This is a genomic window from Amphritea opalescens, assembly GCF_003957515.1.
In the GTDB taxonomy this organism is placed as follows: Bacteria; Pseudomonadota; Gammaproteobacteria; order Pseudomonadales; family Balneatricaceae; genus Amphritea; species Amphritea opalescens.
The window spans coordinates 68,154-92,061 of the sequence record NZ_RQXW01000010.1 but is presented as its reverse complement, the minus strand read 5'-3'; the positions used below and the strand labels follow the sequence as shown (position 1 = coordinate 92,061).

The window sequence follows — 23,908 nt, the reverse complement described above, 5'->3', positions numbered from 1 at the left end:
CTTCGCTAATGGGATCACCTGTTAAGTGATCTAAAGGCTAACGGCAAGCATCGATAATAACGGTGCTCACAAAAAACCAACATCGTTATTTCAACTAACACTAACAAAGCGCGACGTTTCCATTATGACACTCTGAGGTTAAACCCCATTAGTGTGAGCCGGCCATTAAATCTATCACGACCGTCGTTTATTTCGCAGCAAGGCCGCTGTCATTTAAACCACCTTGCCTAGAAGTCAACTTGTAGCACTCAAGAGCCAAGCCTAAGAAGACTATCCACATAGAGAAAAAGCACAGAAAAAATCCGCATCACCCACAAAAAACCTCCTCCTGAGAAGGCTTGTGCTGGCTTTTCTACAACCCATCAATGCAATTCATTAGGCTTAACAAGTCGCTCCGCTAATAGAAACTGAGACGCCGACAGCGTGCCCTCGAAAGCATTGTGACTTCAAGATAGAAAAATAGGGCCACTCCGTTAAAAAATGATCCCTTTTGTAACCCGTGCAGATTAACCGCTAGCACAAGCAACTTTAGCACTGCTATTCTGTCTGCATGTTTAAAGCCGACGCGATCCTCAGCGGCACTTACTGGATTTGAGACTTTTATGAAAAACACCGGATTGATTTATGGTTACTCTCTCGATGGTAAAGGCGGCGGTGATGTCATCACCGGCGACGATCTTAATGCCCCTTTACCCGAGGGCAGAGTGAGCTGGCTACATTTTGATTATACCCATGCTGACACGCAACGATGGATTATTGAAAACAGTCAGCTCGATCAGGTGGTCATTGACGCATTGCTCACCGAGGAGAGTCGCCCGCGAACAACTCAGGTCGGGGAAGGTTTGTTGATTGCGCTGCGCGGTGTTAACGCCAGTCCTGATTCTGACCCTGAGGATATGGTCGGCATTCGCATCTGGATTGATAAGACACGTATTATCAGTACCCGTCGACGCTATATGCTCGCAGCCAAAGATATGGTCGACGCCTTAGCGGCCAATGCTGGCCCCACCAACCCCGGTGATTTCTTAACGATGATCTCCGCCGCATTGATGGTTCGGATGCAGGAGACCATCAACGAGACTGAAGACTCCGTGGATTCAATCGAAGAGGAGCTGGTTAGTTCTAGTAGCTATGATCTGAGAAATAAAATATCTGCCGTTCGCCGCATCGTCATCTCTCTGCGACGCTACCTCGCGCCACAGCGCGATGCACTGTTGCAGATGCACCAAACGCGAATCGCTTGGCTAACGGAAGATAACCAACAACAGCTGCGTGAAGTGACCGATACGCTAATTCGCTATATTGAAGATTTGGATTCCGCCCGAGATCGGGCAGCCGTTGCTCAAGAGGAACTATCCAACCGCTTAGCAGAACAGATGAATAGTCGCATGTATCTGCTGTCACTGGTGGCGGCTGTCTTTCTACCGCTGGGGTTCTTTACCGGACTACTCGGTATCAATGTCGGCGGAATGCCCGGTGCCGAAAATCCTTGGGCCTTTTGGATCGTGAGTGGTTTTATGACCATCACGGTGGGCATTCAGCTATGGCTGTTTAAACGGAAAAACTGGTTTTAACGCGCCTCATGAGGCATGCAAACTAAGCGCTTTTTTAAGCGCTTTCGCGGCGAGGGCATAACCACCATCGGTGCCATCGACAAAATGTAGATGGCCGCCATCGGTCATGCTCTCAACATAACAGGTCATCTGTGCGGCATCAGAAACCTTGATGCCGTAGCACACTTGGCCCGCTAGACTCACCGAACTCAGATAGCTTTCGATTGCCTCATGTTGATTGATAGAACAGTTGAGCACCATTCTCAGAGTGTCATCGAACTTTTTGAAGTCACAATGTAGCGGCGTATGCTCGATATATTGCTTGGCGCCCGGCATGAACTTAAAGAGCCCTAAATTGAAAAAGGGGGCCCCCACCAAAATAGTAATAACCTCCTTAACAAAGGTCAGGTTAAAGCCAACGTTTGAGATTTTCATTTGTCGCTTTAAGTTTTCTATTACCGAATAATAACGCGCATTTTCCATCCGCACGGGGTTAGCGTTTTCAAATGAACCGAGGATAGCCTTCAGCTTTGTCACCACTTCTGGCAACACCTGATAGTCGTCACCGACCGGTTGAATCAGTATCGACAAGGTGACACCCTTACCCGAAGGGATCGGCTTCCAGCGGCACGTCAGCCCCGAGAAAACCTCAGTACTCTCAAAACGGGCCGCGGGTTCACAACGAAACTCAGGTTCGGTTTTCACCAGCGTCTCAGCCAATGTAATACCGCCGCCTTTAAACATCGCTTGAGCAAAGCCCATGCCGGACACATACTTGGCAACCTGTAGATCTTTGCCCATCGCACGCAGCACCTTGACCGATACCATCCCCGCATGAAGCTCTAAATCAAACATTTCTTTGGCGTAATAACTCAGCGACTGCAGTACCTTAAGAGTGGATTCACGCATACTCTCATGCACCAGCAGCACCGCACCATCCCCCCCGAAAATAAAGGGCAGCTCATGATCAACAAGGTTAAGGTGAGCCGTGATCGCCGCGCCCCCCATAAAGTTAACATCCCGATAGCTACCCCGTTCAATCGCCTCGGTAGAACCGCGGACATCGACAACAGAGACATACCAATCATCGGGAACAGGCTGGTAAAACTGATCATCCACCATCTGGGTGATGTCGGAAAAACCCTCTAATTGACAATAAAAATTATTCATCTGTGTTTACCGTCAATATCGTTTAAGTCATCATCTTCGGTGACAACGGCGGGGCAGGCAAGTGATACACCTACCACTTTGTTGATAAGCCGGAAGTGCAACCGAAACTGGCAGCGGTCATCTTAGCGCCATATTAACCGCGAAAACCATCGTTGATACGCTTACACCCTTGCCTAAGTTCTTGCCATAGCCCTTACAAGCGTCGAGCATTGATAAGCGATAAAAACAGGCCGAAGCCTACCAACTGCAAGTCAGCCAATCCATGATCGTTGTTGCAATCAGAGTGTTGATGGCGATAATTAATCAGATCACCAATGATGATCGACCCTAGCTGCAGATCACTCCCTTGATAGCAGGCAGCACTATCAGCACGATCAAACCAGAGAATGGCGGACCTCCTATTGAAAACAACCCATACAGATATCGGCCTTCGCATTTTAGGGGTTGCCGGTGGTGCCGGTCATATTTATCACGGGCGCTGCAGTAGTAGCTTTCTAATTTTGAAAGATGACCACCCCATCTGTCTGATTGATCTGGGTCTGGGAGTCACCTGTCGATTAAAAGATTACGGTTATACCTTACCCGACACCCTCGTCATCACCCATAACCATACCGATCATGCAGGGGAACTACCGGTGGTCTTACGGGTTGAAAGCGCACAACAGCGACAGCTTAATATCGTTGCCGCCGCACCGGTCGCTGAGCGATTAAAGCGGTACCGAATGGCTGAACACGCCGAGTTGTTTCAACCGGAAGAGCTGGCAAACTGGATAGCGCCAGCCCCCGAGACAACGACCCCACTGGTCGATGATCTCGATATCACCTTCCATGCCGCGCAACACTCCGAGCTCTGCTTTGGCTTTGTCATCAGTCGCGAGGGTATTCCACTGATTGGCTACACCGCCGACAGCGGCTGTTTTGCACCGCTATATGAAGCTCTCGCTGATTGCCGTGTCGCTATCTATGATGCCCGTCCAGCGGGGAGTCGTTGGCATGCAGGGCTCGATGAGGTGGCGCCTTACCTTAATGACCAGGCTTATATTATTGGCCATGATCTGGATGAACAAAACATTCCCGACGATAGTCGGTTGCTCCGTCCTGGACAATATATCCACCTTGCTGAGGATCATTAAGATGAATTTCGCCGACAGTGTGAAGCAGATGATTCAGGCTATCTTTATGCTGTCTCCCTATTATTGGGCGGACCGCTATCTAAAGCTGCGCGAGTTTAAATTTGAAGAGGGTAGCGAGGAACAGAAATTATGGCGTGGCCGACGCTTAATCGTCTCAGAAAAATATATCGTTTACTGGCTGTTTGGCGCGATTGCACTGTTCGTGCTGACGCCGGTGCTACCTCAATGGGCGGCGATTTTCCTGCTACTCCGAGCGTTGGGTATTATCAATAAAGAGCTTGGGGTACTGCTATTTGGCACCTGTAAAATAACCGAGGGCACCATGGTTGCGGCTTCAGGACGGGTCATTGTGCTGGGCTTGGTTAACTTTTTAACCGCCATGTTTCTCTTTGCTGGCGCCTACGCGCTGATCGGCACCTTTGATAACATTCCAGCTTATACCGAACGAATGTTACCCCTGTGGGCACTCATACAGGCGATGAACGTACAGTTCACCCTGTCGAGCGCCTTCGAACCGGCCAACCTATTAACCTGGTTTATCTCCTTATTTCATAGCGGCTTCTGTTTTCTATTTGGCACCATCGTTATCTCGATGTTTGTCTCGCTATTGAATATTCAGCCTCTGCATAAGTAATGGCAACAAGCGGGGGAGCATGACGCCAATCGCGCCAACTTAAAACCGGCAACTTAAGCCCTTAACTTAAGACCCTTGCTGCCGGTTGCCGAGCACAGGCTCAGTAACCGGTTGACCTTTGACCTGCTTGATAAATAAAGCCAAGACAATCAACACCATCGCCGTTAGCTCTAATCGATCTAGGTGATCGCCCAATAAAATAGCGCCGGTAAGCAAGGCAACCACCAATTCGACTGAACCGGTTAAGGCATTTTTATCGGCGCAGGAGCGGGGAGCGCCCATCATAAACAGCACCTGCGGAATCGCTGCCGCCAGCAGGGCAATACCTAACACCGCCAACATACCGTTTGTCGAAGCCGGCATCAGTTGTACAGGCGCAACCCAGATCGCGATAGGCAGTAACACCAAGACATGACCGATGGTGATCCAAGCCATACGATTACCCGTGGGAATCTTTTGCCGCGGCTTAGTCAGATACTGCACCTGTGTCGCAACCGCTAACGGCGCCAAGAAACAGCCAGCAACCGCCCACAGGGAACCCGCAGGTAACGCTTCAGGTCGGATGGTTAATGAGGCCGCAATGCCCACCAGTGCCGCCGAGACCAATGCATTTTGCGACGGCGCACGGTGAAACACCAACCAACCGATCAGCACACTAAAGACTGGATAGCTGTAATAGATCAAAATCGCGGTCGCGGCAGGAATGGTCTCCAACGCATGAAAATAGCCAAAAATAGAGATTCCACTGAACACCCCCAACGCCAAACACCGAGCCGCTTCGGCCAGATTCACCCGCGGGGTTCGCAGAAAAAACATGAAAAACATCGCCGGTAGAATAAAACGATACAGGCTGACCATCTCAGCACCTAAGCCATCTTTGAATAGCAGTTGTGCAAAGAAGGGGTTAAGCCCATAAAAACAGGCGGCCATTAACACGAGGTACTGACCATCTATCGTAGATTTACTGTTCACGTCACTCTCATTCCATTCAGTTAGAACGGAACCATAGCGCGACACTGATTAAATAAATAGTGAATAAATTACCGTACTGATTAATACTGTGCATCTATAAATCATATGAATGGCGCCTCAACAACCAGCGCTGAGGATGAGCTCATGCGGCTAGATATTAAACATTGGGAGATGCTCAATGCCATCGATAAAACCGGCACCTTACGGCAAGCCGCCTACGTGCTGGGCATCACACAATCAGCCCTCAGTCACCGACTAGCCGAGGCCGAAAGACGTTTAGGCGGTTTACTCTTTGAAAGGGAGGGGCGCCGACTTCGACAGACCGCCGCTGGGCGCGCCATGACCCAGACAGCCAATCAGATTGTGCCGGTGTTACAGCGGGCCGAGTTTGATTTTCAACAGATGGTGATTAGTGAAACCACGGTGGTGCGCTTTGGTGTGGCCGCCTATAGTTGCTACCACTGGTTACCCGCTTTTTTACAGACAATGGCCAAACAAGAGCCGGATATTCAGTTGGAACTGGTGGCCTCTGCAACACAGAATCCGCTGCAAAACCTGCAGGAAGGCGCCGTCGATGTCGTCTTAGCCCCAGGACACTTGGCGATTCCGGGTATCGATTCCATTCCCGTGTTTAAAGATGAATTGGTATTGATCACGCCTTGCCAACATAGCTTAGCGAGCAAGCCCTTTATTGAAGCCAGCGATTTAGAAGGTGAGCACTACCTAACCTACAGCAAAACAGCACAACCGGGCTTTGAGTATGAACGCTTTATCCGCCCCTCTGGCGTAATACCTCATCTTCTTACCGTGGTAGAAGTCACCGACGCGATGATCGAACTGATCGCCGCCGGTTTTGGTGTTGGCATCCTATCCCGCTGGGCCGTTCAATCCGCCATCCAACATGGCAGCATCACCGCGATCAGTGTCAGCGAAGCCAAACTAGATCTTGATTGGTCGGCCCTCGTGCGTGAAGCAGAACCCGCCACAGCCGCGGCAAGAGTGGTCTCACGCCGACTCGCCGAGTGGTTTCAAAGCACTCAGGCAGACGAGAATGGAGGCCAGTAGCCTTTAATTTTGAATAGGTTGTTTGCGTATTAAAAATGCGAAGAGTACATCAGAGGCAAACTTGAGTAATCCAATTAATATTGGATTACTCAGATCATAGCGCGGTGTGCAGTACGTCAAATATAAAAATTTTATTGAGCACTAATGTGCTCTTTTTCAAGGTGGGCAGCAGGATCAAATGGTTCAAGGAATCCATCACCTACATAAAAGTTGTGCTCGGTAGTGGTTTCTCTGAAAATAACAAAAGTATATTCGTCATAACTACCCCCCCCAATAATGAATACATATTAGCAAGCGGAACAAAAAATATTTGTTAAAAACACAATCGTCAGTAAACGATGAGGCATACAGTATTACAGCAATAATCTGGGTTGGATAAAATCAATAAAGGCAGAAATACGCTTGGCCACCGACGATGATTTATAGAATACCGCGTTGATCTGTTCCCTACCTGTATTGGTCAGCTTTTCGCTCTCAAGCAGAGGGATTAAACGGCCTTCTTCAATATCTTTATTGATCATGAAGCCCGATAAACAAGCGATACCATTACCCGCTAAGGCCAGTTGCCTCACTGTTTCACCGTTGCTGGATATCAGCACTGGCTTTAATGCTCCAAAGCTTCTCAGCGGCCAATCGTTAAGCGCCTTGGCACCAGAGAATCCAATGGTGTCATGATTGACAAGGTCACTTGTTTTCTTTGGAAAACCTCGTCTCGATAAATACTCGGGAGCAGCCACAATGTATAACAAGCTTACCCCCAAAGGCCTTGCATTAAGGGTCGAATCACTCAATTGTCCAATCCGAATCGCTAAGTCGGTTTTCTTTTCGAGTAAATCAACAAACCCTTCATTGGACGTGAGTTCCAATTCGATATTGGGATACTCGTGGTTAAATGCTTGCACCAGTGGGACTAACTGATGAAAAACAAACGGGCTGGCGGCATCCACACGCAATCGACCTTTCGGCAGCGCTCCCCGAGAAATAATCTCCTCTTCAGCCTGTTGAATCTGGATTAACCCGATGCGAACCGATTCAATAAACTGACGCCCTTCATCGCTTAACTCTATCCGCCTTGTGGTGCGATTGAGTATAGTGACACCGAGCTGCTTCTCTACCTTGCTCACCGCCCTCGATACACGAGCCACTTGAATATCTAATGCCTCTGCGGCAGCAGAAAAGCCACCGCTATCAATCACGGTCAGCAATATTTCTAAATCATCAGATCGCGTCAGCATGTCATTATCCTAATACTACGGTATTCAAGAGTTCGGTTCTCGACCTCAGATATATTATTGCATTTATAACAAATATTATTTGTTAATACCTCTATTTTTCACAAGTAAATATGTCTGCATAATGCCGCCATCAAAACAAAATACGATATGACGGATGGCATCCTCCTATCGTGATGTGAAACCAAACAACCATAGTGAGTAATAGTATGCCCTTAGCTCTTCTTGCATTGGCGCTCAGCGCCTTTGCTATTGGAACCACAGAATTTGTTATTGTTGGATTAATTCCAACCATGGCCTCCGATTTAAACGTCTCTATACCATCAGCAGGGCTGTTAGTGAGTCTTTACGCCCTTGGCGTTGCCATTGGTGCACCCGTTTTAACCGCACTGACCGGGAAATGGAATCGTAAACACGTACTAATTACGGTGATGGCGCTCTTTGTCGCCGGTAACTTATTAGCGTGGCAATCACCTGGATACAACACCTTGATTTTTGCCCGTATTTTGACCGGTTTGGCGCATGGTGTGTTTTTCTCTATTGGGTCTACCATCGCGACAGGCCTGGTTTCCAAAGAGAAAGCGGCCAGTGCCATTGCGATTATGTTTACTGGTTTGACCGTGGCGTTAGTAACCGGTGTGCCGCTGGGTACTTACATTGGTCAAGCGTTTGGTTGGCAAACCACGTTTCTAATTGTTGCTGTACTTGGCCTGGTCGCTATGATTGGCAGCGCAATTCTCGTCCCTTCAAACTTAAAACAACCGGCACCGGCAAAGCTTTCTGAGCAGTTAAAAGTACTGACTCAACCTAGGTTGTTATTAGTGTATGCAATGACGGCTGTGGGTTATGGCGGTACATTTGTCGCTTTCACTTACCTTGCTCCTATTCTAGAACAAGTGTCGGGTTTTGAATCCAGTTCAATAGGATTGATCATGCTTGTCTACGGTGTATCTGTTGCTGTAGGTAACATCTGGGGCGGTAAATTGGCGGATAAACTGGGGCCGGTGAAAGCGCTTAACATCATTTTCACCGCACTTGCTTTGGTACTTTTAGCCTTCACCGTCACCGCTGGAAATCAAATTGCTGCCGTCATTACCGTGCTTATATGGGGCGCTTTTGCATTCGGCAATGTTCCGGGGCTACAGGTATACGTTGTGCAACTAGCTGAAAAATATGCACCTAATGCAGTCGATGTTGCTTCTGGATTAAATATCGCCGCATTCAATGTGGGCATTGCTATCGGTTCAATTATTGGCGGTAGGGTGGTTGAAGATATGGAGCTAGTCGATACACCCTGGATTGGCGCCTTAATCGTTGTTGTTGCAATCATTCTAACAAACGTATCTGGTTTTCTGGATTCACGAGAACAAACTAAGACAGCCTAAAACCCAATGCCTGGGGGGAAAGCCCCCCATAGAGAATAGAGGAGTGTATATGACTTTCGACAAATTACAGAATTTAGGCTTCTCAATTGGCGTTGAGCTGCCTTTAGATAACGACTGGTCTCAAGAAGGACAAAGTAAAGGTGTAAAAGCCGGTAGGCCATTCGGTGTGCCTGATCTGTCTTTGCACAAGGAACGGATTCAGCTGGCTGATAGATTAGGCTTCAGTACCGCATGGGTCCGTGATGTTCCATTGTATGACCCTGATTTTGGAGATGCCGCCCAAGTTTTTGAAGCCTTCACTTATCTTGGCTATTTAGCAGGTGTCACTAATAAAATCTTACTGGGTACTGCTGCAATCGTTTTACCACTGAGACAACCTTGGTTAGTAAAAAAATCTGCTAATACGACAGCAGAATTAAGCCACAATCGCCTGATACTGGGCGTAGCTAGCGGGGATAGACCATCAGAGTATCCATTGTTTGGCGTGAATTATGCGTCTAGGGGGCAGCTATTCAGAGATGCTGTTGAAATACTAAAAGACCATTCGAATTCGAAATTAATGTTGGGTCAAAAAATTTATCCTGAGGTTCCTAAGTTCCCTATTTACGTTGCAGGACTCGCACAACAGTCACCTGAGTGGATAGGTGGGAACCTGGATGGTTGGTTAGCCTACCCGGGAACACCGGAAGATCACACAAATCGTGTCGCTTTATGGCGAAAGGTCGCTGGCTCAAAGCCTTATGTTAGTTTCATTCATTTAGATTTAGTTTCTGATGTTAATGCCCCTATAGAACGACAACGTTTCGGGATAAAAACCGGTGTCAACGGTCTCATAAAAGAACTTGAAAGTATGAAGGCCGCAGGCGTTGACCACATCGGACTTCATTTCAGGAAAAACGATAGGCCCATAGAATACAGTATGACTGACATAGCCAATAACGTACTACCCATTTTTCATCAATAGAGGAAACCTTATGATGACCCATTCGAAACACATCCCCCCTTAGGCATGGTAACTTTTCGCAGAGGGAGCCTACGAATAAGTATTTATCCCTGCTCGACAGGCCTCGTAGTTAGGAGTTGCTAAACTGAATTAGTACTCCAAGCAGTCAAACAGGAAAAAGACGGTGCTGACTGCTCCATCATTCACAAACATTGTACCTAAACGTTCATAAAATCGAGCCTATTATTCGTCCGCTTTTGGCACAAAGCTGGCATTTCTTGGTAATACTAGATCGAAATAGAAAAGCAGCCATTCGGCTGCTTTTTAGTTTTTCCATTTCATTCTAAATGAGACGCCATTTCTCTATTCTGAGAAAACATTTCATTTCAAATGAGAAATGACAGAAACCCCATCAGATATCCAAGTTAGAGACGTTCAGCGCGTTGGTTTCGATAAATGCACGACGCGGCTCAACTTCATCGCCCATCAGGGTTGTGAAGAGTAGATCGGCGGCGATCGCATCATCAATCGTTACCTGTAACATCCGACGCTGCTCTGGGTCCATTGTGGTTTCCCATAGCTGTTCTGGATTCATCTCACCCAGTCCTTTGTATCGCTGAATGTAATAACCCCGTTTGGATTGCTCCATCAGCCAGTTAAGACCGGTGGTGAACTCAGTGGTGGGCAGGGTACGCTCTCCGCGCTTAAAGTAAGCGGTCTCTTCCAACAAACCATCGAGAGTATCACCGAGGTTGGTTAGCGCAGCGTAGTCTTTCGATTCAAAGAATGATTGGTCGAAGGTGTAGTTATGGCTCACACCATGCTGAATCACGTTAACGCTCGGCAGGTAGGTGCCGTGACGTTCTTCGTTTTCCGCCGCCGATGAGGTAAATACATCACCACCATCCAGGGTGTCTCCTAGGCCATCACACACCTTATCGATCCACTCAGCGACTGTTTGTTCATCTTGCAGCTGTTCCACGGTTAGGCGTGGCGTATAGATCATCTGACGCAGAATCTGCTCTGGATAGAGACGCGACAACCGAGCCAGCATTTTATCCACGGCACGGTAGCGGTTAACAATCTCTTCAAGGCCAGTACCCGCAATCGGTGGTGCATCGGCATTCACATGCACGGAAGCCCCTTCGAGCGCGCCCTGCAGCAGGTAGTTATCCAGTGCATCATCGTCTTTCAGGTATTGCTCTTGCTTACCTTTCTTGATCTTGTAGAGCGGTGGCTGGGCAATAAAGACATGGCCACGTTCGATGATCTCTGGCATCTGCCGGAAGAAGAAGGTGAGAAGCAGGGTACGGATGTGTGATCCATCCACGTCGGCATCGGTCATGATAATGATCGAGTGATAACGCAGTTTGTCCGGATTGAACTCTTCACGGCCAATACCGGTGCCTAGCGCCGTGATCAGGGTGCCGACTTCAGCAGAAGCTAGCATCTTGTCGAAACGGGCTTTCTCAACGTTAAGGATCTTACCTTTAAGCGGTAGAATCGCTTGAGATTTACGGTTACGGCCTTGCTTGGCAGAACCGCCAGCAGAATCACCCTCCACCAAGTATATTTCGGAAAGCGCGGGGTCTTTCTCCTGACAATCCGCCAATTTACCGGGCAGACCAGCAATATCCAACGCGCCTTTACGGCGAGTCATTTCACGGGCTTTACGCGCCGCTTCACGGGCACGGGCCGCATCGATCATCTTCGAGACGACCGCTTTAGCATCCTGCGGGTTTTCTTGCAGGTAGTCGTTTAACTGTTCATACATCGCTTGCTCAACCGCGGTTTTCACCTCGGATGACACCAGTTTATCTTTGGTTTGCGACGAGAACTTAGGATCAGGGACTTTCACGGACACAATCGCCGTCAGGCCTTCACGGCAGTCATCACCGGTGGTGGATGCCTTACCGTTCTTATTGAGCTTCTCGGCATCAATATAGTTGTTCAGCGCACGGGTGAGGGCGGTTCGGAAACCGGCCAAGTGAGTACCCCCATCCCGCTGAGGGATGTTGTTGGTAAAGGCGTGAATGCTTTCCTGATAGCTATCATTCCACTGCATCGCCACTTCCACACCCACGCCGTTTTCATGCATGACGTTAACGTGGAACATCTTGTTCGCTGGGGTTTTGTTCGTGTTGAGGTAATCAACAAAGGAACTCAGGCCGCCTTCATAGGCAAACAGCTCTTCATCGCCGGTACGCTCATCTTTCAGACGAATGGCAACGCCAGAGTTCAGGAAGGAGAGCTCCCGCAGACGCTTTGCCAGAATATCGAATTTATATTCCAGTTGATTATGGAAGGTCTCTTCAGAAGGCCAAAAACGTACCGAGGTACCGGAGGTTTCGGTTTTACCAATCACTTTCAATGGCTCATCCGGCACGCCGTGGCGGTAGGTTTGCTCAAACACTTGGCCTCGACGACGAATCGTTAGTTTCAGTTCGGCAGACAGGGCGTTAACCACCGAGACACCGACACCGTGCAAACCACCGGAGACTTTATAGGAGTTATCATCAAACTTACCACCGGCATGCAGCACGGTCATGATGACTTCCGCCGCAGAAACGCCTTCTTCCTCATGCAGTTCGGTGGGAATACCCCGACCGTTATCCGACACTGTGACGCTGTTATCCGGATGAATAACGACCCGAACTTCGCTGCAATAACCAGCCAGGGCTTCATCGATTGAGTTATCCACAATCTCGAAAACCATATGATGCAGACCAGTACCATCGTCGGTGTCGCCTATATACATTCCCGGGCGCTTACGAACCGCATCCAGCCCTTTTAGGACTTTAATACTGGAGGAATCGTATTCCTGATTTTCGCCGCTCATTCAGATCTCCTGGCTGTATTACTGAGTGCTAAACGCACCCTCTTGTATATTGAAAAAACGTAACTCGGCCTGGTCGGACCAGTAACCGGTGAGCGCCTCTTTATCCACACTGGTGATAAAGCACTGGCTCGCCGTTTTCTCTAAATAATGACAGAACAGCCTGCTGTGCTGCTGATCTAGCTCTGACGGAAGGTCATCAATCAGATAGATGCAGGCGCGACTGTTCAACTTGTAAAATAAAACGCCCTGCGCCAACTTGAGGCTGCTCACCACTATTTTCTTCTGTCCCCGTGAGAGACGTTCTGCAGCGGTGTGGCCATCAACTTTGAGGCGCAGGTCAGCCCTTTGTGGTCCGGCACTGGTATAACCCTGACGCAGATCGCGTTCAAAATTATCATTCAATACCTGATCAAGGCCGCGTTTTTTATCCCATCCGGGACTAAAACTCAGATCGATGCTGACGCCTTCAAGCAGATCAGCAAGGATTACATCAAATTCGGGTTTTAATGCTTCAATATACAGTTCACGAAGTGTATTTAACTGCTCAGCATAGCTAATAAATTCTTGGTCCCAGACCGCCCGAATTCGTTGCTCAATTTTACCATATTTCAGCAAAGAATTTCGCTGTTTTAATACCCGTCGAAAACCACGCCAAAGCCTTATAAATTCTGGATTTGAATGGAACGAACCCCAGTCCAAAAACTGCCGCCTGACCGCTGGACTGCCTTCCAAAATCATGAAGGTTTCGGCGTTGATTACCTGCACCGGTAACAGCTCTGCCAGCGTAGTGATATCGATGTTGTTGCCCGCATAACGGATACGGCAATCGCTTTCGAGATTACGTTCAACACCCAATGGCTGACTCGCGCCAGTGCCCATCGCATCCACCTGGGCAAACACCGTGCACTGGGATGCTCCGGTTTGTATCAGATGGTTGAGTTTATTGGTACGAAATGATCGGCAGAGCCCGAGCATATGGATCGCTTCAAGCACACTGCTTTTGCCACTGCCATTGGGGCCGTGGATGATATTGATTCCGGGTGAGGGAGACAGGCTCAGCTCGCTAAGGTTGCGAACGGCGCGAATATTCAGCTGGGTTATTGGCATATAGAGGAGGGTAGAAGAAGGGGCCTAGGGCCCCTGACAGGATTACATCCGCATCGGCATAACGACGTAGAGTGAGTTGGCATCATCCAACCCCTCAATCAATGCACTGCTGTTGGAGTCAGCAAGGGTGAAACGTACCACTTCAGAACTAACGATGGATAACACATCCAACAGGTAGTTGACGTTAAAGCCAATTTCCAAGGTATCGCCTTCATAATCAACGGCAACCGTTTCTTCCGCTTCTTCCTGCTCGGGGTTGTTCGCCATCACCTGCAGATAACCGTTGGTAAGGGACAAACGCACACCGCGATATTTCTCGTTCGACAGGATAGCGATGCGGCTAAACACCTGACGCAATTCCTGACGAGTGCCCAGCATGAACTTATCGCCACCCTGGGGAATAACTCGCTGATAATCGGGGAACTTACCGTCAACCAATTTAGAGGTGAAGGTAAAATCACCCGCATGGGCACGGATATGGTTCGCACCGACTACGAGTTTCACTTGCTCATCGCCGCTTTGCAGCAGACGCGCCAGCTCAAGAATACCTTTACGCGGCACAATAAACTGATGATTAGCCGGCCCTTTAGTGTCGACTTCAGCAACACTGGTGGCCAAACGGTGGCCATCGGTAGAGACCGCCCGCAGACTGTTCTCAGTGATCTCCAGCAGCATGCCGTTAAGGTAGTAACGCACATCCTGTTGGGCCATCGAAAAGCCGGTCTGATCAATCAGATGGCGCAGCTGGCTTTGCAGCACATTGAGCTCAAATGATTCAGGACTATCCTCAACATTAGGAAACTCAGCCGCCGGTAGGGTAGAGAGAGTAAAACGGCTGCGGCCGGCTTTAATGACCATTTTCTGGCCTGTCAGTGTCAGCTCAATCTGAGCGGAATCTGGCAGGGATTTACAGATATCCATCAGCTTACGGGCAGGTACTGTGATTGAACCCGCTTCAGCCGGTTCATCCAACTGCACCCGACCCACCAGTTCAACTTCCAGATCGGTGCCGGTCATCGACAACTGATCACCTTCAGCGACCAGCAGGATATTGGAAAGCACTGGCAGTGTCTGACGACGTTCCACAACCCCTGCAACCAACTGCAACGGCTTAATTAGCGCTTCTCGCGAAATAACAAATTTCATCTTTTGCTACCCTTAATTGATCAGACCACTACGCCGTCAGATGACGCAATAAGTTCTGATAATCCTCTCTTATATCCGTATCGGTCTCACGCAGCGAAGCTACTTTACGACAACCATGCAGAACCGTGGTGTGATCCCGTCCGCCAAAAGCGTCGCCAATCTCAGGTAAACTGTGATTGGTCAGCTCTTTAGACAGTGTCATAGCAACCTGCCTTGGCCGAGCCACAGAACGACTGCGTCGTTTCGAAAGTAGATCCGATACTTTGATCTTATAATAATCGGCGACAACCCGCTGAATATTATCAATACTAACCTGTTTATCCTGCAATGCCAGCAGGTCTTTCAGTGATTCTTTAATAAAAGGCGTGGTTATTGCATTTCCGGTGAAGTGAGCATTCGCAATCACTCGCTTCAGCGCCCCTTCAAGCTCCCGCACGTTGGAGCGAATCTTTTGTGCTAAGAAGAACGCGGAATCATCCGGTAGACGTACCTGCGCTTCTTCCGCTTTTTTCATCAAGATGGCGACACGGGTTTCCAGCTCAGGCGGCTCAATCGCGACCGTAAGGCCCCAACCAAACCGAGACTTAAGCCGCTCTTCAACACCATTAATCTCTTTCGGATAACGGTCACTGGTCAGAATCATCTGCTGACCACCCTCTAATAGGGCGTTGAAGGTGTGGAAGAACTCTTCTTGCGAACGCTCTTTACCGGCAAAAAACTGAATATCATCGATCAACAGCGCATCGACCGAGCGGTAATAACGTTTAAAGTCATTGATCGCGTTGAGTTGTAGCGCCTTCACCATATCCGCCACAAACCGTTCTGAGTGCAGATAAACAATCTTGGCTTTCGGATTACGCTGCAACATCTCCATGCCCACCGCATGCATCAAGTGGGTTTTACCTAGACCAACACCACCGTAGATAAACAGTGGGTTATATGAACCACCTGGATTGTCCGCTACCTGCTGCGCCGCTGCCAATGCCAACTGGTTAGACTTACCTTGAACAAAGGAGTTAAAGGTAAATGACTGGTTTAGGTTGGATTGGTGACGCACACTGCCTTCAACATCCACATTGCGCGAAGGCGAGCCGGACATGGTGGTCGGCGTAATAATTTCGCGGTGATTGATCGGCTGAAAGCTACTGTCATCAATCGCCAGCTGATAGGGAGGGTTCTCTTCGACCGGAGGATTAACCGGTGCAGCCGTACGATTGCGCGGTGCAGAGGAAAAAGACTGGTTATCCTCATAACGAGTATCCGCACGACGAGCTGGGGCCGGTGGTGGCGCAGGGCGAACCGGGCGTTGTGAAAAGCCACTGGCTCGTCCAGCGATATCAATGCTTACCGAGGCGGCAATATCACCACTGACCGCATTAACGACTTCGCTGATCCGCTTAAGGTACTTATCGCTCACCCAGTCTTTTACAAAACGATTAGGCGCCAGCAATACCAAACCTGCGTCAGACTCCGAAGACACCTTCAGAGGCCGGATCCAGGTATTGTATTGTTGTGAGGGGAACTCATCTTGAAGATTTTGAAGACACTGTTCCCACAACTCAGCCGACATAGCTAATCCTTAAACATCCTCTGGTTTCACTCTATTGGAGTGATCGAGAATAAGATCGAATACGTAAAAAATATCAGCAGATAATACCTTGTAACAGCCCGCTTATCCACAGTTAGAATCAATCTGTTGCTAATTCTTTTTCCGTCTGTTTTTCAATCAGTTAGCCCCAAATCCAGATATTATGCGGGAAACAGAGCGATCGTTTAAAAACTATCCATACTTTAAATACAGTTAATATCCAGACCTATCAACAGGCTATCTTTATATTTTTAAATGATTTTATTAAGTTAAGCACAATTTATTGTGTATATCTGAATAAATTCATAATCCACCAACAACCCGCTATTTCTACTTATATATAGGTAACGACAATTTAACCTCGGCAGCGATTAAGACCACCTTTTTTAACTTTATTGCCAGTAAAGGTTTGCAATGCCAATATGTTTTCCCTATAATTTCGCGTCTGTTTTTGACCGTGGGATTCAGCCAACCTTACTGATACCACCACACTGTATGTTAGTAGGACTGACCAATGAAAAGAACATTTCAACCAAGTAATCTTAAGCGTAAACGCACTCACGGTTTCCGTGCCCGTATGGCAACTAAGAGCGGCCGCGTTATTATTAACCGTCGTCGCGCTAAAGGCCGTAAGCGTCTGTCAGCATAATTTTTGCCTGTCAGGCTCTCTGAATGAATGAATTCAGCTATCCCCGCCAGTTGAGACTTTTGACTGGTGGGGATTTTAAACAGGTATTCAGCCGAGCCAGCCTCAAGGTATCAGATAAGCATCTGTTGATCCTTGCACGTCCAAACGAGCTAGAGCATTCCCGCGTTGGCTTTGTCTTCTCTAAAAAAAATATCCGTTTAGCTGTTCATCGTAACCGCGTTCGGCGTATTATTCGCGAGTCTTTCCGTCTTAATCAGCATAAGTTACCCAACGTTGATATCGTTATTCTAGCCAGACCCGGTTTAGGTGATCTCGATAACAGCGAAGTTCAAGCGCTTATTTTAAAAAGCTGGAACAGACTGATTGGCCGGGCCAAGGCAAAATCCGATAAAACAAAATCAAACTCATAACTGAATGGTCCAGAAACCATGGATGTACAGCGCATTATATTGATCGCAGCACTGGCAATAATTTCCTATATGCTGGTGCTTCAATGGAACCAAGATTACGGTGTTAAAACCGTCCCTGTGGCTCAAGCAGAATCGGTTTCAGCTTACCAATCTACAGTAGATCCGGTAGCAACAGCAGGTAGTGACCTGCCGACAACAGACGGTGCAACCGCTGCCAATACTGATCTGCCCGCCGCAAAAGCGGCTGCAGCAGCACAGCAGCAACTGGTTTCAATTAAGACCGATGTGCTTGAACTGCTAATCGATACCAAAGGTGGCGACATCATTGAACTGACCCTGCCGAAGCACAAAGCAGCGCTAGATAATGATCAACCTTTTGTCTTGCTGGAGCAGAATGGCAACCGTACCTATGTCTCCCAAAGTGGCCTGATTGGTAAAGATGGTCTCGATGCCAGCCCCAATGGTCGTCCACAATACACCTCCGCTAAAAACAGCTATCAGCTGGAAGGCGATGAACTGGTCGTTGACTTGGTTCATAACGGTGATGATGGGGTTGTGATTACCAAACGTTTCCGTTTCACTGCCGGCAACTACACCATTGAACAGGACTTCCTGGTTAACAATGGCTCCGCTGACACTTGGCAGGCAAAACTCTTTGGTCAGATCAAACGCGATGGTTCAAAAGATCCATCACAGACAACCAGTATGGGTATGCAAGCCTTCCTCGGCGCGGTGTTCTCCACAGAAGATGAACACTACGAAAAAGTAACTTTCGATGATATGCAGGAAGCAAACATCAAGAAAGTCAGCCAAGATGGCTGGGTGGCGATGTCACAGCACTATTTCTTGAGTGCTTGGATTCCAGCCCCTGGTGCAGAATATAGCTATAGCAGCCGGGTGAGTAACGGTAACTATATCGCTGGTTTTGTCTCCCCTGAGTTTACGGTTGCTCCTGGCGAAACGAAAACGGTTAACGCCAACTTCTATGCCGGTCCGAAAGACACCGACTTACTCGAACAGGCTGCGCCTAACTTAGAACTGACGGTTGATTACGGTATTCTTTGGTTTATCGCCACACCACTGGCTTGGTTGCTCAAAACCATCCATGGTTTTGTCGGTAACTGGGGCGTGTCGATCATCTTCATCACCATCATTGTTAAAGCCCTGTTGTTCCAAGTGAACGCTAAAGCCTTTAAATCGATGGCGAAGATGCGTAAGTTTGGGCCAGAGATGACCCGCCTGAAAGAGCTTCACGGTGATGACCGCCAGAAGATGTCTCAGGCAATGATGGAACTCTACAAGAAAGAGAAGATCAATCCGCTGGGCGGCTGTCTTCCTATCGTGGCGCAGATGCCGGTGTTTATCGCCCTGTACTGGACCCTGATGGAATCGGTTGAGCTGCGTCATGCACCTTTCGCCTTGTGGATTAATGACCTTTCCGTCATGGACCCTTACTTCCTGCTGCCTATCTTGATGGGTGCGACCATGTTTATTCAGCAACTGCTGAACCCAACACCTCCAGATCCTATGCAGGCCAAGATTATGAAGATGCTGCCGATTGTCTTCACCTTCTTCTTCCTATGGTTCCCAGCAGGTCTGGTTCTGTACTGGTTGGTTAACAACATTCTGTCGATCACACAGCAGTATATAATCAATAAGCAAATTGAAGGTGAAGGCCCTAGTAAGTAAGCCTAGCCTCAGTTTGATAAAAAGGTCTCCTCGGAGGCCTTTTTTATTGGCTTCATCTAGCGATTAAACCCAAGCTCGCGACTCACTCGACCAGTTAAAGTCATTCCCGGCTAAGAGATTTCATCTCTGCTCTATCGCCAAAAACTAAATAACCGACTAACGAGCTTAGAGTCGACCCTTGATATTCGAACCACTGACAACGGTTATGCTAAAATCATCTTTTTTGCTAGCCACCTAATCACTCCCGAGGTACCAATGACGCTGATTAACCAGGACACCATCGCCGCTCAGGCAACCCCTCCCGGACGCGGCGGCGTTGGTATTGTTCGCGTGTCCGGCAAGCTCGCAGCCACCATTGCCGAACAGGTCGTTGGCTTCATACCCAAGCCTCGCTATGCCCACTATGGCCCTTTTTACGATGCCGATCAGCATCAATTAGATCAGGGGCTGGCGCTCTACTTTCCAGGCCCTAACTCCTTTACCGGCGAAGATGTACTCGAACTTCAGGGCCATGGTGGCCCCATTATTATGGATTTCATTCTCCGTCGTGTCGTTGAATGTGGTGCCCGATTGGCCAATCCCGGCGAGTTTTCGGAACGCGCCTTCCTCAATGACAAACTAGATCTAACCCAAGCCGAAGCGATTGCAGATCTGATTGATTCAAGTTCAGAGCAAGCCGCCCGTTGTGCCCTTAAATCCCTTCAGGGCGCCTTCTCAGAGCGTATACACCAACTCGTGGAAAGCCTGACGCGATTGCGTATCTATGTGGAGGCGGCCATCGATTTCCCCGAAGAGGAGATCGACTTTCTCGCCGATGGCAAAGTCGCGGGGGATCTACAGCAGATCATCGATAAGCTATTGGAAGTCAAACAGGAAGCTCGACAGGGCAGTCTTATCCGTGAAGGGATGAATGTGGTCATTGCTGGCCGTCCTAATGCGGGTAAATCCAGCCTCTTAAACGCCTTAGCGGGCAAAGAATCGGCCATCGTAACGGATATTGCCGGCACCACCCGGGATGTCTTACGAGAACATATCCATATCGACGGCATGCCACTGCATATCATCGATACCGCGGGTCTGCGGGATTCTCCCGATGAAGTAGAGCGAATCGGTATTAGTCGTGCCTGGGATGAGATTCAAAAAGCCGACCGCGTACTATTGATGGTGGATGGCAGCACCACGGCCACCGATGATCCACAACAGATCTGGCCAGAGTTCGTCAGTCGCTTAGACGATCAAAGCAAAATCACCGTTATCCGCAATAAGTGTGACCTCACCTCAGAAGAACCGGTAATCGGTGAACATCATGGTCATACACTGATTTCCCTGTCTGCCAAGGCCGATATCGGCGTGAACAATCTACGCCAGCATCTTAAGGATTGTATGGGGTATGCGAGCACCACCGAGGGCGGCTTCCTTGCTCGACGCCGTCATATTGATGCGCTCAACCGTGCCGAAAGCCTGCTATTAACCGGACAAGAGCAGCTTATCTATGGCGGTGCAGGGGAGTTATTAGCAGAAGATCTACGCGAGGCTCAGCATCACCTGAGTGAGATTACCGGTGAATTTAGCTCTGATGATCTTTTAGGTAGAATTTTCAGTTCGTTCTGTATCGGTAAGTAAACTCTACCAAGGCTTGTTTTAACGATCGATAACAAGCCTTGGGGTTGCACAATTTACCGCTCAATAATGAATCACAGCAGCAGAAAAAACGTATCGATATACGGCTTTATATCTGCTTTCGCGCTAGTTTGAACGCCTTCAACGATCTTCTGATTAAAAATCCAATTCGCCCACCCAATGCCGTTATTATTTACGACCGCTTTGCACAAAATGCGTCTATTGAATATGAAAAAAGAGGGCCGTTGATAGCCATACGCTAATCAATATTTTCTGATATCGGCTAGAAATAATAAAAAGAGCCTCATTTATTTTTATGCTTTAGCTATTTTAAGCATTTATAAAAAGATTGATCAAAACGACGTTTATATACAACAACAAGTCGATTGCGTATCACAGACATTGCTTTATCTCAGTATAAGATAATTCCACGATCACATAACAAAAACGTCGAATTTTATTAGGATAGTCTAATGCAATCACTTGATAACTCTTTAGAAATAGCATCCTTTACGCCCTATCACATTAAACAACTCCCTATCGACGTGAGCCTCAATGACGCATCACTAACGATTACATGGGATGATGATCATAAGAGCGAATTTCACTATTTATGGTTACGTGATAACTGCCACTGTTCAGAATGCATTGCTCAACTAACCAGAGAGCAAATGTTTGAGATCTGTGACGTGCCATTGGATATAAAACCGGCTGAAGCCTATATCTCTGACGAACATCGATTAGTGATTACTTGGGATCATCAAGCACATATCAGCCACTTCCACCCCGGTTGGTTACGCAGCCATTGCTATAGTCAAGCAAGTCTAGACGCCAAACAGTGGCAGCCAAAGATATGGGACAAGGCGCGTATTCAGGCAGAACTGCCTAAGCATCAAGCCAACGATATCCTACAAGATGACCCATCCCTGCTTAACTGGTTAAAAGAGCTAAGAGATTACGGCCTTACACTCGTCGAACATGTTTCAACCGAACCCAACTCTTTAGTTGATGTGGCTAATCGCATTTCATTTATTCGTGAAACGAATTTTGGCACTATTTTTAATGTGCAAGCCAAGGCCGACGCCAACAGTGCTGCCTATACGGATTTACGGCTGCCTCTGCACACCGACTTGCCCACTCGGGAACTTCAACCCGGCTTACAGTTTCTGCATTGCTTAGTGAATGATGCTGCAGGAGGGGAGTCTATTCTGGTTGATGGCTTCAAAATTGCTCAGCACATGAAAGAACATTACCCGGATGACTTTCACAGCCTTAGCACCTTCCCGATGTCGTTTTACAATAAGGACAAACACAGTGACTATCGCTTTCGAGGCACGGCCATCGTGACAGATAGTAACCATGAAGTCGTCGAGGTCCGCTTAGCCAACTTTTTGCGAGGCCCTATCGATGTGCCAGCCCATCAAACTGTTCCTCTCTATCAAGCTTACCGACGCTTCATCGCATTAACTCGGGACCCTCAGTTTCAATTCTTTTACCGACTGAATGCGGGTGACCTCATTGTGTTTGATAATCGTCGTGTATTGCACGCGCGCAACGCCTTTAATTTAGAAAAAGGGTACCGACATTTGCAAGGTTGTTATGTTGATCGTGATGAACTGCTCTCGCGTATTCGTGTGCTTGAAAGAGTGTAGTGATCACTTACTATTTATCGATCTTCAGGGTTGCTAACAATGCAGAAGGGTTCAACCCTGAAGGTTATTTATTCAACGCACGATATTCAGACGCAGTCATGCCGTAACGCTCTTTGTAACGACGACTAAAATGAGCGGTTGAACTAAAACCTGTGGCCAACGCAATGTCTGTAACGCTTAAACTACTGTCCGACAATAACTGTTTGCCATGCTCGACACGTAAACCCAAATAGTAAGCGGCAGGGGTGCACTTAAAATATTGCATAAACAAGCGCTCTAACTGCCGGATAGAGATACACAGAAGAATCGAGATCTCTTTTGTCGTCAGCGGGGTTTCAATATTTTCAGACATTAATGTTAATGCCTTAAGAACTTTTGGATGATGAATATTCATTCTCTTCATCCAATCCATCTTTTGGTTATCCGAGCGGTTGCGCATGCCATTTTTAATCAGTTGATCGCAGACTAATTTAGCTAAATCAGAGCCGCCGTATTCAGCAATAAGATAGAGCACCATATCGCTGGCCGCCGTACCTCCCGCACAGGTCATGTAGTTGCCATCGATCTCAAATAGCTCATGGGTGACCTCAAGTTGAGGATACCTTTCCTGAAACGAGGGTAACGCCTCCCAATGGAGAGTCACTTTACGATGATCTAATAGCCTGGCCTTGGCTAATAAATAACAGCCAGTATCTAAAGCGCCAATAATACCACCTTGATGCCGTAGCGTTCTGAGCCATTGAATCGTACTCTCATTGATATGGCGTTCAGGGTTAAAACTGGCATTAACAAACAGATTGCGGGGGGCGCTAACCTGCTGAAAATGATAGCTCGGTTGCAACGCCATACCATTACTGGCCGTCACCAACTCATCACCATCACTTAAGCATTGCCAACGAAAAACCTCTTTTTCGAGTAAGCGGTTAGCAATACGTAACGGCTCAATCGCCGATAACAAGGACACCATGGCATACTCTGGCAAGAGTAAAAACGATAGCGTAAAAGCACCATCATCATCGGCCACTAGTGTCGATAATGCGATTGGAGAATCACTACCCATAGCTTTATCTCACATCAAAAAAATACGACACGCTAAAATAACGTGTCGTATTGGTTAAAAC

The 23,908-nt window shown here is 48.0% G+C and carries 19 protein-coding genes; 11 read left to right on the top strand and 8 right to left on the bottom strand.

Annotation, left to right across the window (positions count from 1 at the left end; all coding sequences use genetic code 11):
- Positions 1-602: 602 nt before the first annotated feature.
- Positions 603-1,574 carry a zinc transporter ZntB gene (locus tag EH243_RS12290; RefSeq protein WP_126158966.1) on the top strand — a complete coding sequence of 324 codons (972 nt, stop codon included), beginning with the start codon at positions 603-605 and terminating at the stop codon, positions 1,572-1,574.
- A 6-nt stretch (positions 1,575-1,580) separates the two neighbouring features.
- Here the strand turns inward: EH243_RS12290 and EH243_RS12285 are convergent, their stop codons facing one another.
- Positions 1,581-2,723: a DUF3095 family protein gene (locus EH243_RS12285; protein ID WP_126158965.1), complete on the bottom strand. Its 1,143-nt coding sequence runs from the start codon at positions 2,721-2,723 to the stop codon at positions 1,581-1,583.
- A 401-nt stretch (positions 2,724-3,124) separates the two neighbouring features.
- Here EH243_RS12285 and EH243_RS12280 point away from each other — a divergent pair, with 401 nt between their 5' ends.
- Both EH243_RS12280 and EH243_RS12275 read left to right on the top strand, forming a co-directional pair.
- On the top strand, positions 3,125-3,856 hold the full coding sequence (locus EH243_RS12280) for an MBL fold metallo-hydrolase (protein ID WP_241235073.1): 732 nt from the start codon (positions 3,125-3,127) through the stop codon (positions 3,854-3,856).
- A 1-nt stretch (position 3,857) separates the two neighbouring features.
- A complete protein-coding gene (locus tag EH243_RS12275) occupies positions 3,858-4,490 on the top strand; it encodes a hypothetical protein (RefSeq protein WP_126158963.1) in 633 nt (210 codons plus the stop codon).
- Positions 4,491-4,556: 66 nt separating this feature from the next.
- Here EH243_RS12275 and EH243_RS12270 read toward each other — a convergent pair whose 3' ends face one another.
- Positions 4,557-5,462: an EamA family transporter gene (locus tag EH243_RS12270; RefSeq protein ID WP_126158962.1), complete on the bottom strand. Its 906-nt coding sequence runs from the start codon at positions 5,460-5,462 to the stop codon at positions 4,557-4,559.
- A 144-nt stretch (positions 5,463-5,606) separates the two neighbouring features.
- Between EH243_RS12270 and EH243_RS12265 the strand changes: the two genes are divergently transcribed.
- Positions 5,607-6,527 (top strand): LysR family transcriptional regulator, encoded by a 921-nt coding sequence (locus EH243_RS12265; protein WP_241235072.1) that lies wholly within the window; start codon positions 5,607-5,609, stop codon positions 6,525-6,527.
- A gap of 353 nt (positions 6,528-6,880) precedes the next feature.
- On the opposite strand, the gene EH243_RS12260 is transcribed toward EH243_RS12265, so the two are convergent.
- Complete coding sequence (locus EH243_RS12260) at positions 6,881-7,762, bottom strand: LysR family transcriptional regulator (protein ID WP_126158961.1); 882 nt, start codon at positions 7,760-7,762, stop codon at positions 6,881-6,883.
- A gap of 206 nt (positions 7,763-7,968) precedes the next feature.
- Here EH243_RS12260 and EH243_RS12255 point away from each other — a divergent pair, with 206 nt between their 5' ends.
- Positions 7,969-9,144 carry an MFS transporter gene (locus EH243_RS12255; protein ID WP_126158960.1) on the top strand — a complete coding sequence of 392 codons (1,176 nt, stop codon included), beginning with the start codon at positions 7,969-7,971 and terminating at the stop codon, positions 9,142-9,144.
- Between the two features lie 49 nt (positions 9,145-9,193).
- Positions 9,194-10,108 carry an LLM class flavin-dependent oxidoreductase gene (locus EH243_RS12250; protein ID WP_126158959.1) on the top strand — a complete coding sequence of 305 codons (915 nt, stop codon included), beginning with the start codon at positions 9,194-9,196 and terminating at the stop codon, positions 10,106-10,108.
- Between the two features lie 391 nt (positions 10,109-10,499).
- Here the strand turns inward: EH243_RS12250 and gyrB are convergent, their stop codons facing one another.
- The 4 genes from gyrB to dnaA are packed head-to-tail and all read right to left on the bottom strand — an operon-like array spanning position 10,500 to position 16,749.
- Positions 10,500-12,926 (bottom strand): DNA topoisomerase (ATP-hydrolyzing) subunit B, encoded by a 2,427-nt coding sequence (gyrB, locus tag EH243_RS12245; protein WP_126158958.1) that lies wholly within the window; start codon positions 12,924-12,926, stop codon positions 10,500-10,502.
- 18 nt (positions 12,927-12,944) lie between these two features.
- A complete protein-coding gene (gene recF / locus EH243_RS12240) occupies positions 12,945-14,033 on the bottom strand; it encodes a DNA replication/repair protein RecF (protein WP_126158957.1) in 1,089 nt (362 codons plus the stop codon).
- Between the two features lie 42 nt (positions 14,034-14,075).
- Positions 14,076-15,179, bottom strand: a complete 1,104-nt coding sequence (dnaN, locus tag EH243_RS12235) for a DNA polymerase III subunit beta (protein ID WP_126158956.1) — start codon at positions 15,177-15,179, stop codon at positions 14,076-14,078.
- A 28-nt stretch (positions 15,180-15,207) separates the two neighbouring features.
- A complete protein-coding gene (gene dnaA, locus EH243_RS12230; RefSeq protein ID WP_126158955.1) occupies positions 15,208-16,749 on the bottom strand; it encodes a chromosomal replication initiator protein DnaA in 1,542 nt (513 codons plus the stop codon).
- Between the two features lie 532 nt (positions 16,750-17,281).
- Here dnaA and rpmH point away from each other — a divergent pair.
- From rpmH to EH243_RS12205, 5 genes are all read left to right on the top strand, one after another.
- The gene (gene rpmH, locus EH243_RS12225; protein ID WP_126158954.1) at positions 17,282-17,416 is read left to right on the top strand and encodes a 50S ribosomal protein L34; all 135 of its coding nucleotides are present in this window, start codon (positions 17,282-17,284) and stop codon (positions 17,414-17,416) included.
- Between the two features lie 23 nt (positions 17,417-17,439).
- Complete coding sequence (rnpA, locus tag EH243_RS12220; protein WP_126158953.1) at positions 17,440-17,826, top strand: ribonuclease P protein component; 387 nt, start codon at positions 17,440-17,442, stop codon at positions 17,824-17,826.
- A gap of 18 nt (positions 17,827-17,844) precedes the next feature.
- Positions 17,845-19,515 carry a membrane protein insertase YidC gene (gene yidC, locus EH243_RS12215; protein ID WP_126158952.1) on the top strand — a complete coding sequence of 557 codons (1,671 nt, stop codon included), beginning with the start codon at positions 17,845-17,847 and terminating at the stop codon, positions 19,513-19,515.
- A gap of 255 nt (positions 19,516-19,770) precedes the next feature.
- Positions 19,771-21,138, top strand: coding sequence for a tRNA uridine-5-carboxymethylaminomethyl(34) synthesis GTPase MnmE (gene mnmE / locus EH243_RS12210; protein WP_126158951.1), 1,368 nt, complete (start codon positions 19,771-19,773; stop codon positions 21,136-21,138).
- A 470-nt stretch (positions 21,139-21,608) separates the two neighbouring features.
- Positions 21,609-22,787 carry a TauD/TfdA family dioxygenase gene (locus tag EH243_RS12205; protein WP_126158950.1) on the top strand — a complete coding sequence of 393 codons (1,179 nt, stop codon included), beginning with the start codon at positions 21,609-21,611 and terminating at the stop codon, positions 22,785-22,787.
- A gap of 64 nt (positions 22,788-22,851) precedes the next feature.
- Here EH243_RS12205 and EH243_RS12200 read toward each other — a convergent pair whose 3' ends face one another.
- Entirely contained in the window at positions 22,852-23,847 is a 996-nt protein-coding gene (locus EH243_RS12200) for a GlxA family transcriptional regulator (RefSeq protein ID WP_126158949.1), read from the bottom strand.
- Positions 23,848-23,908: the final 61 nt, after the last annotated feature.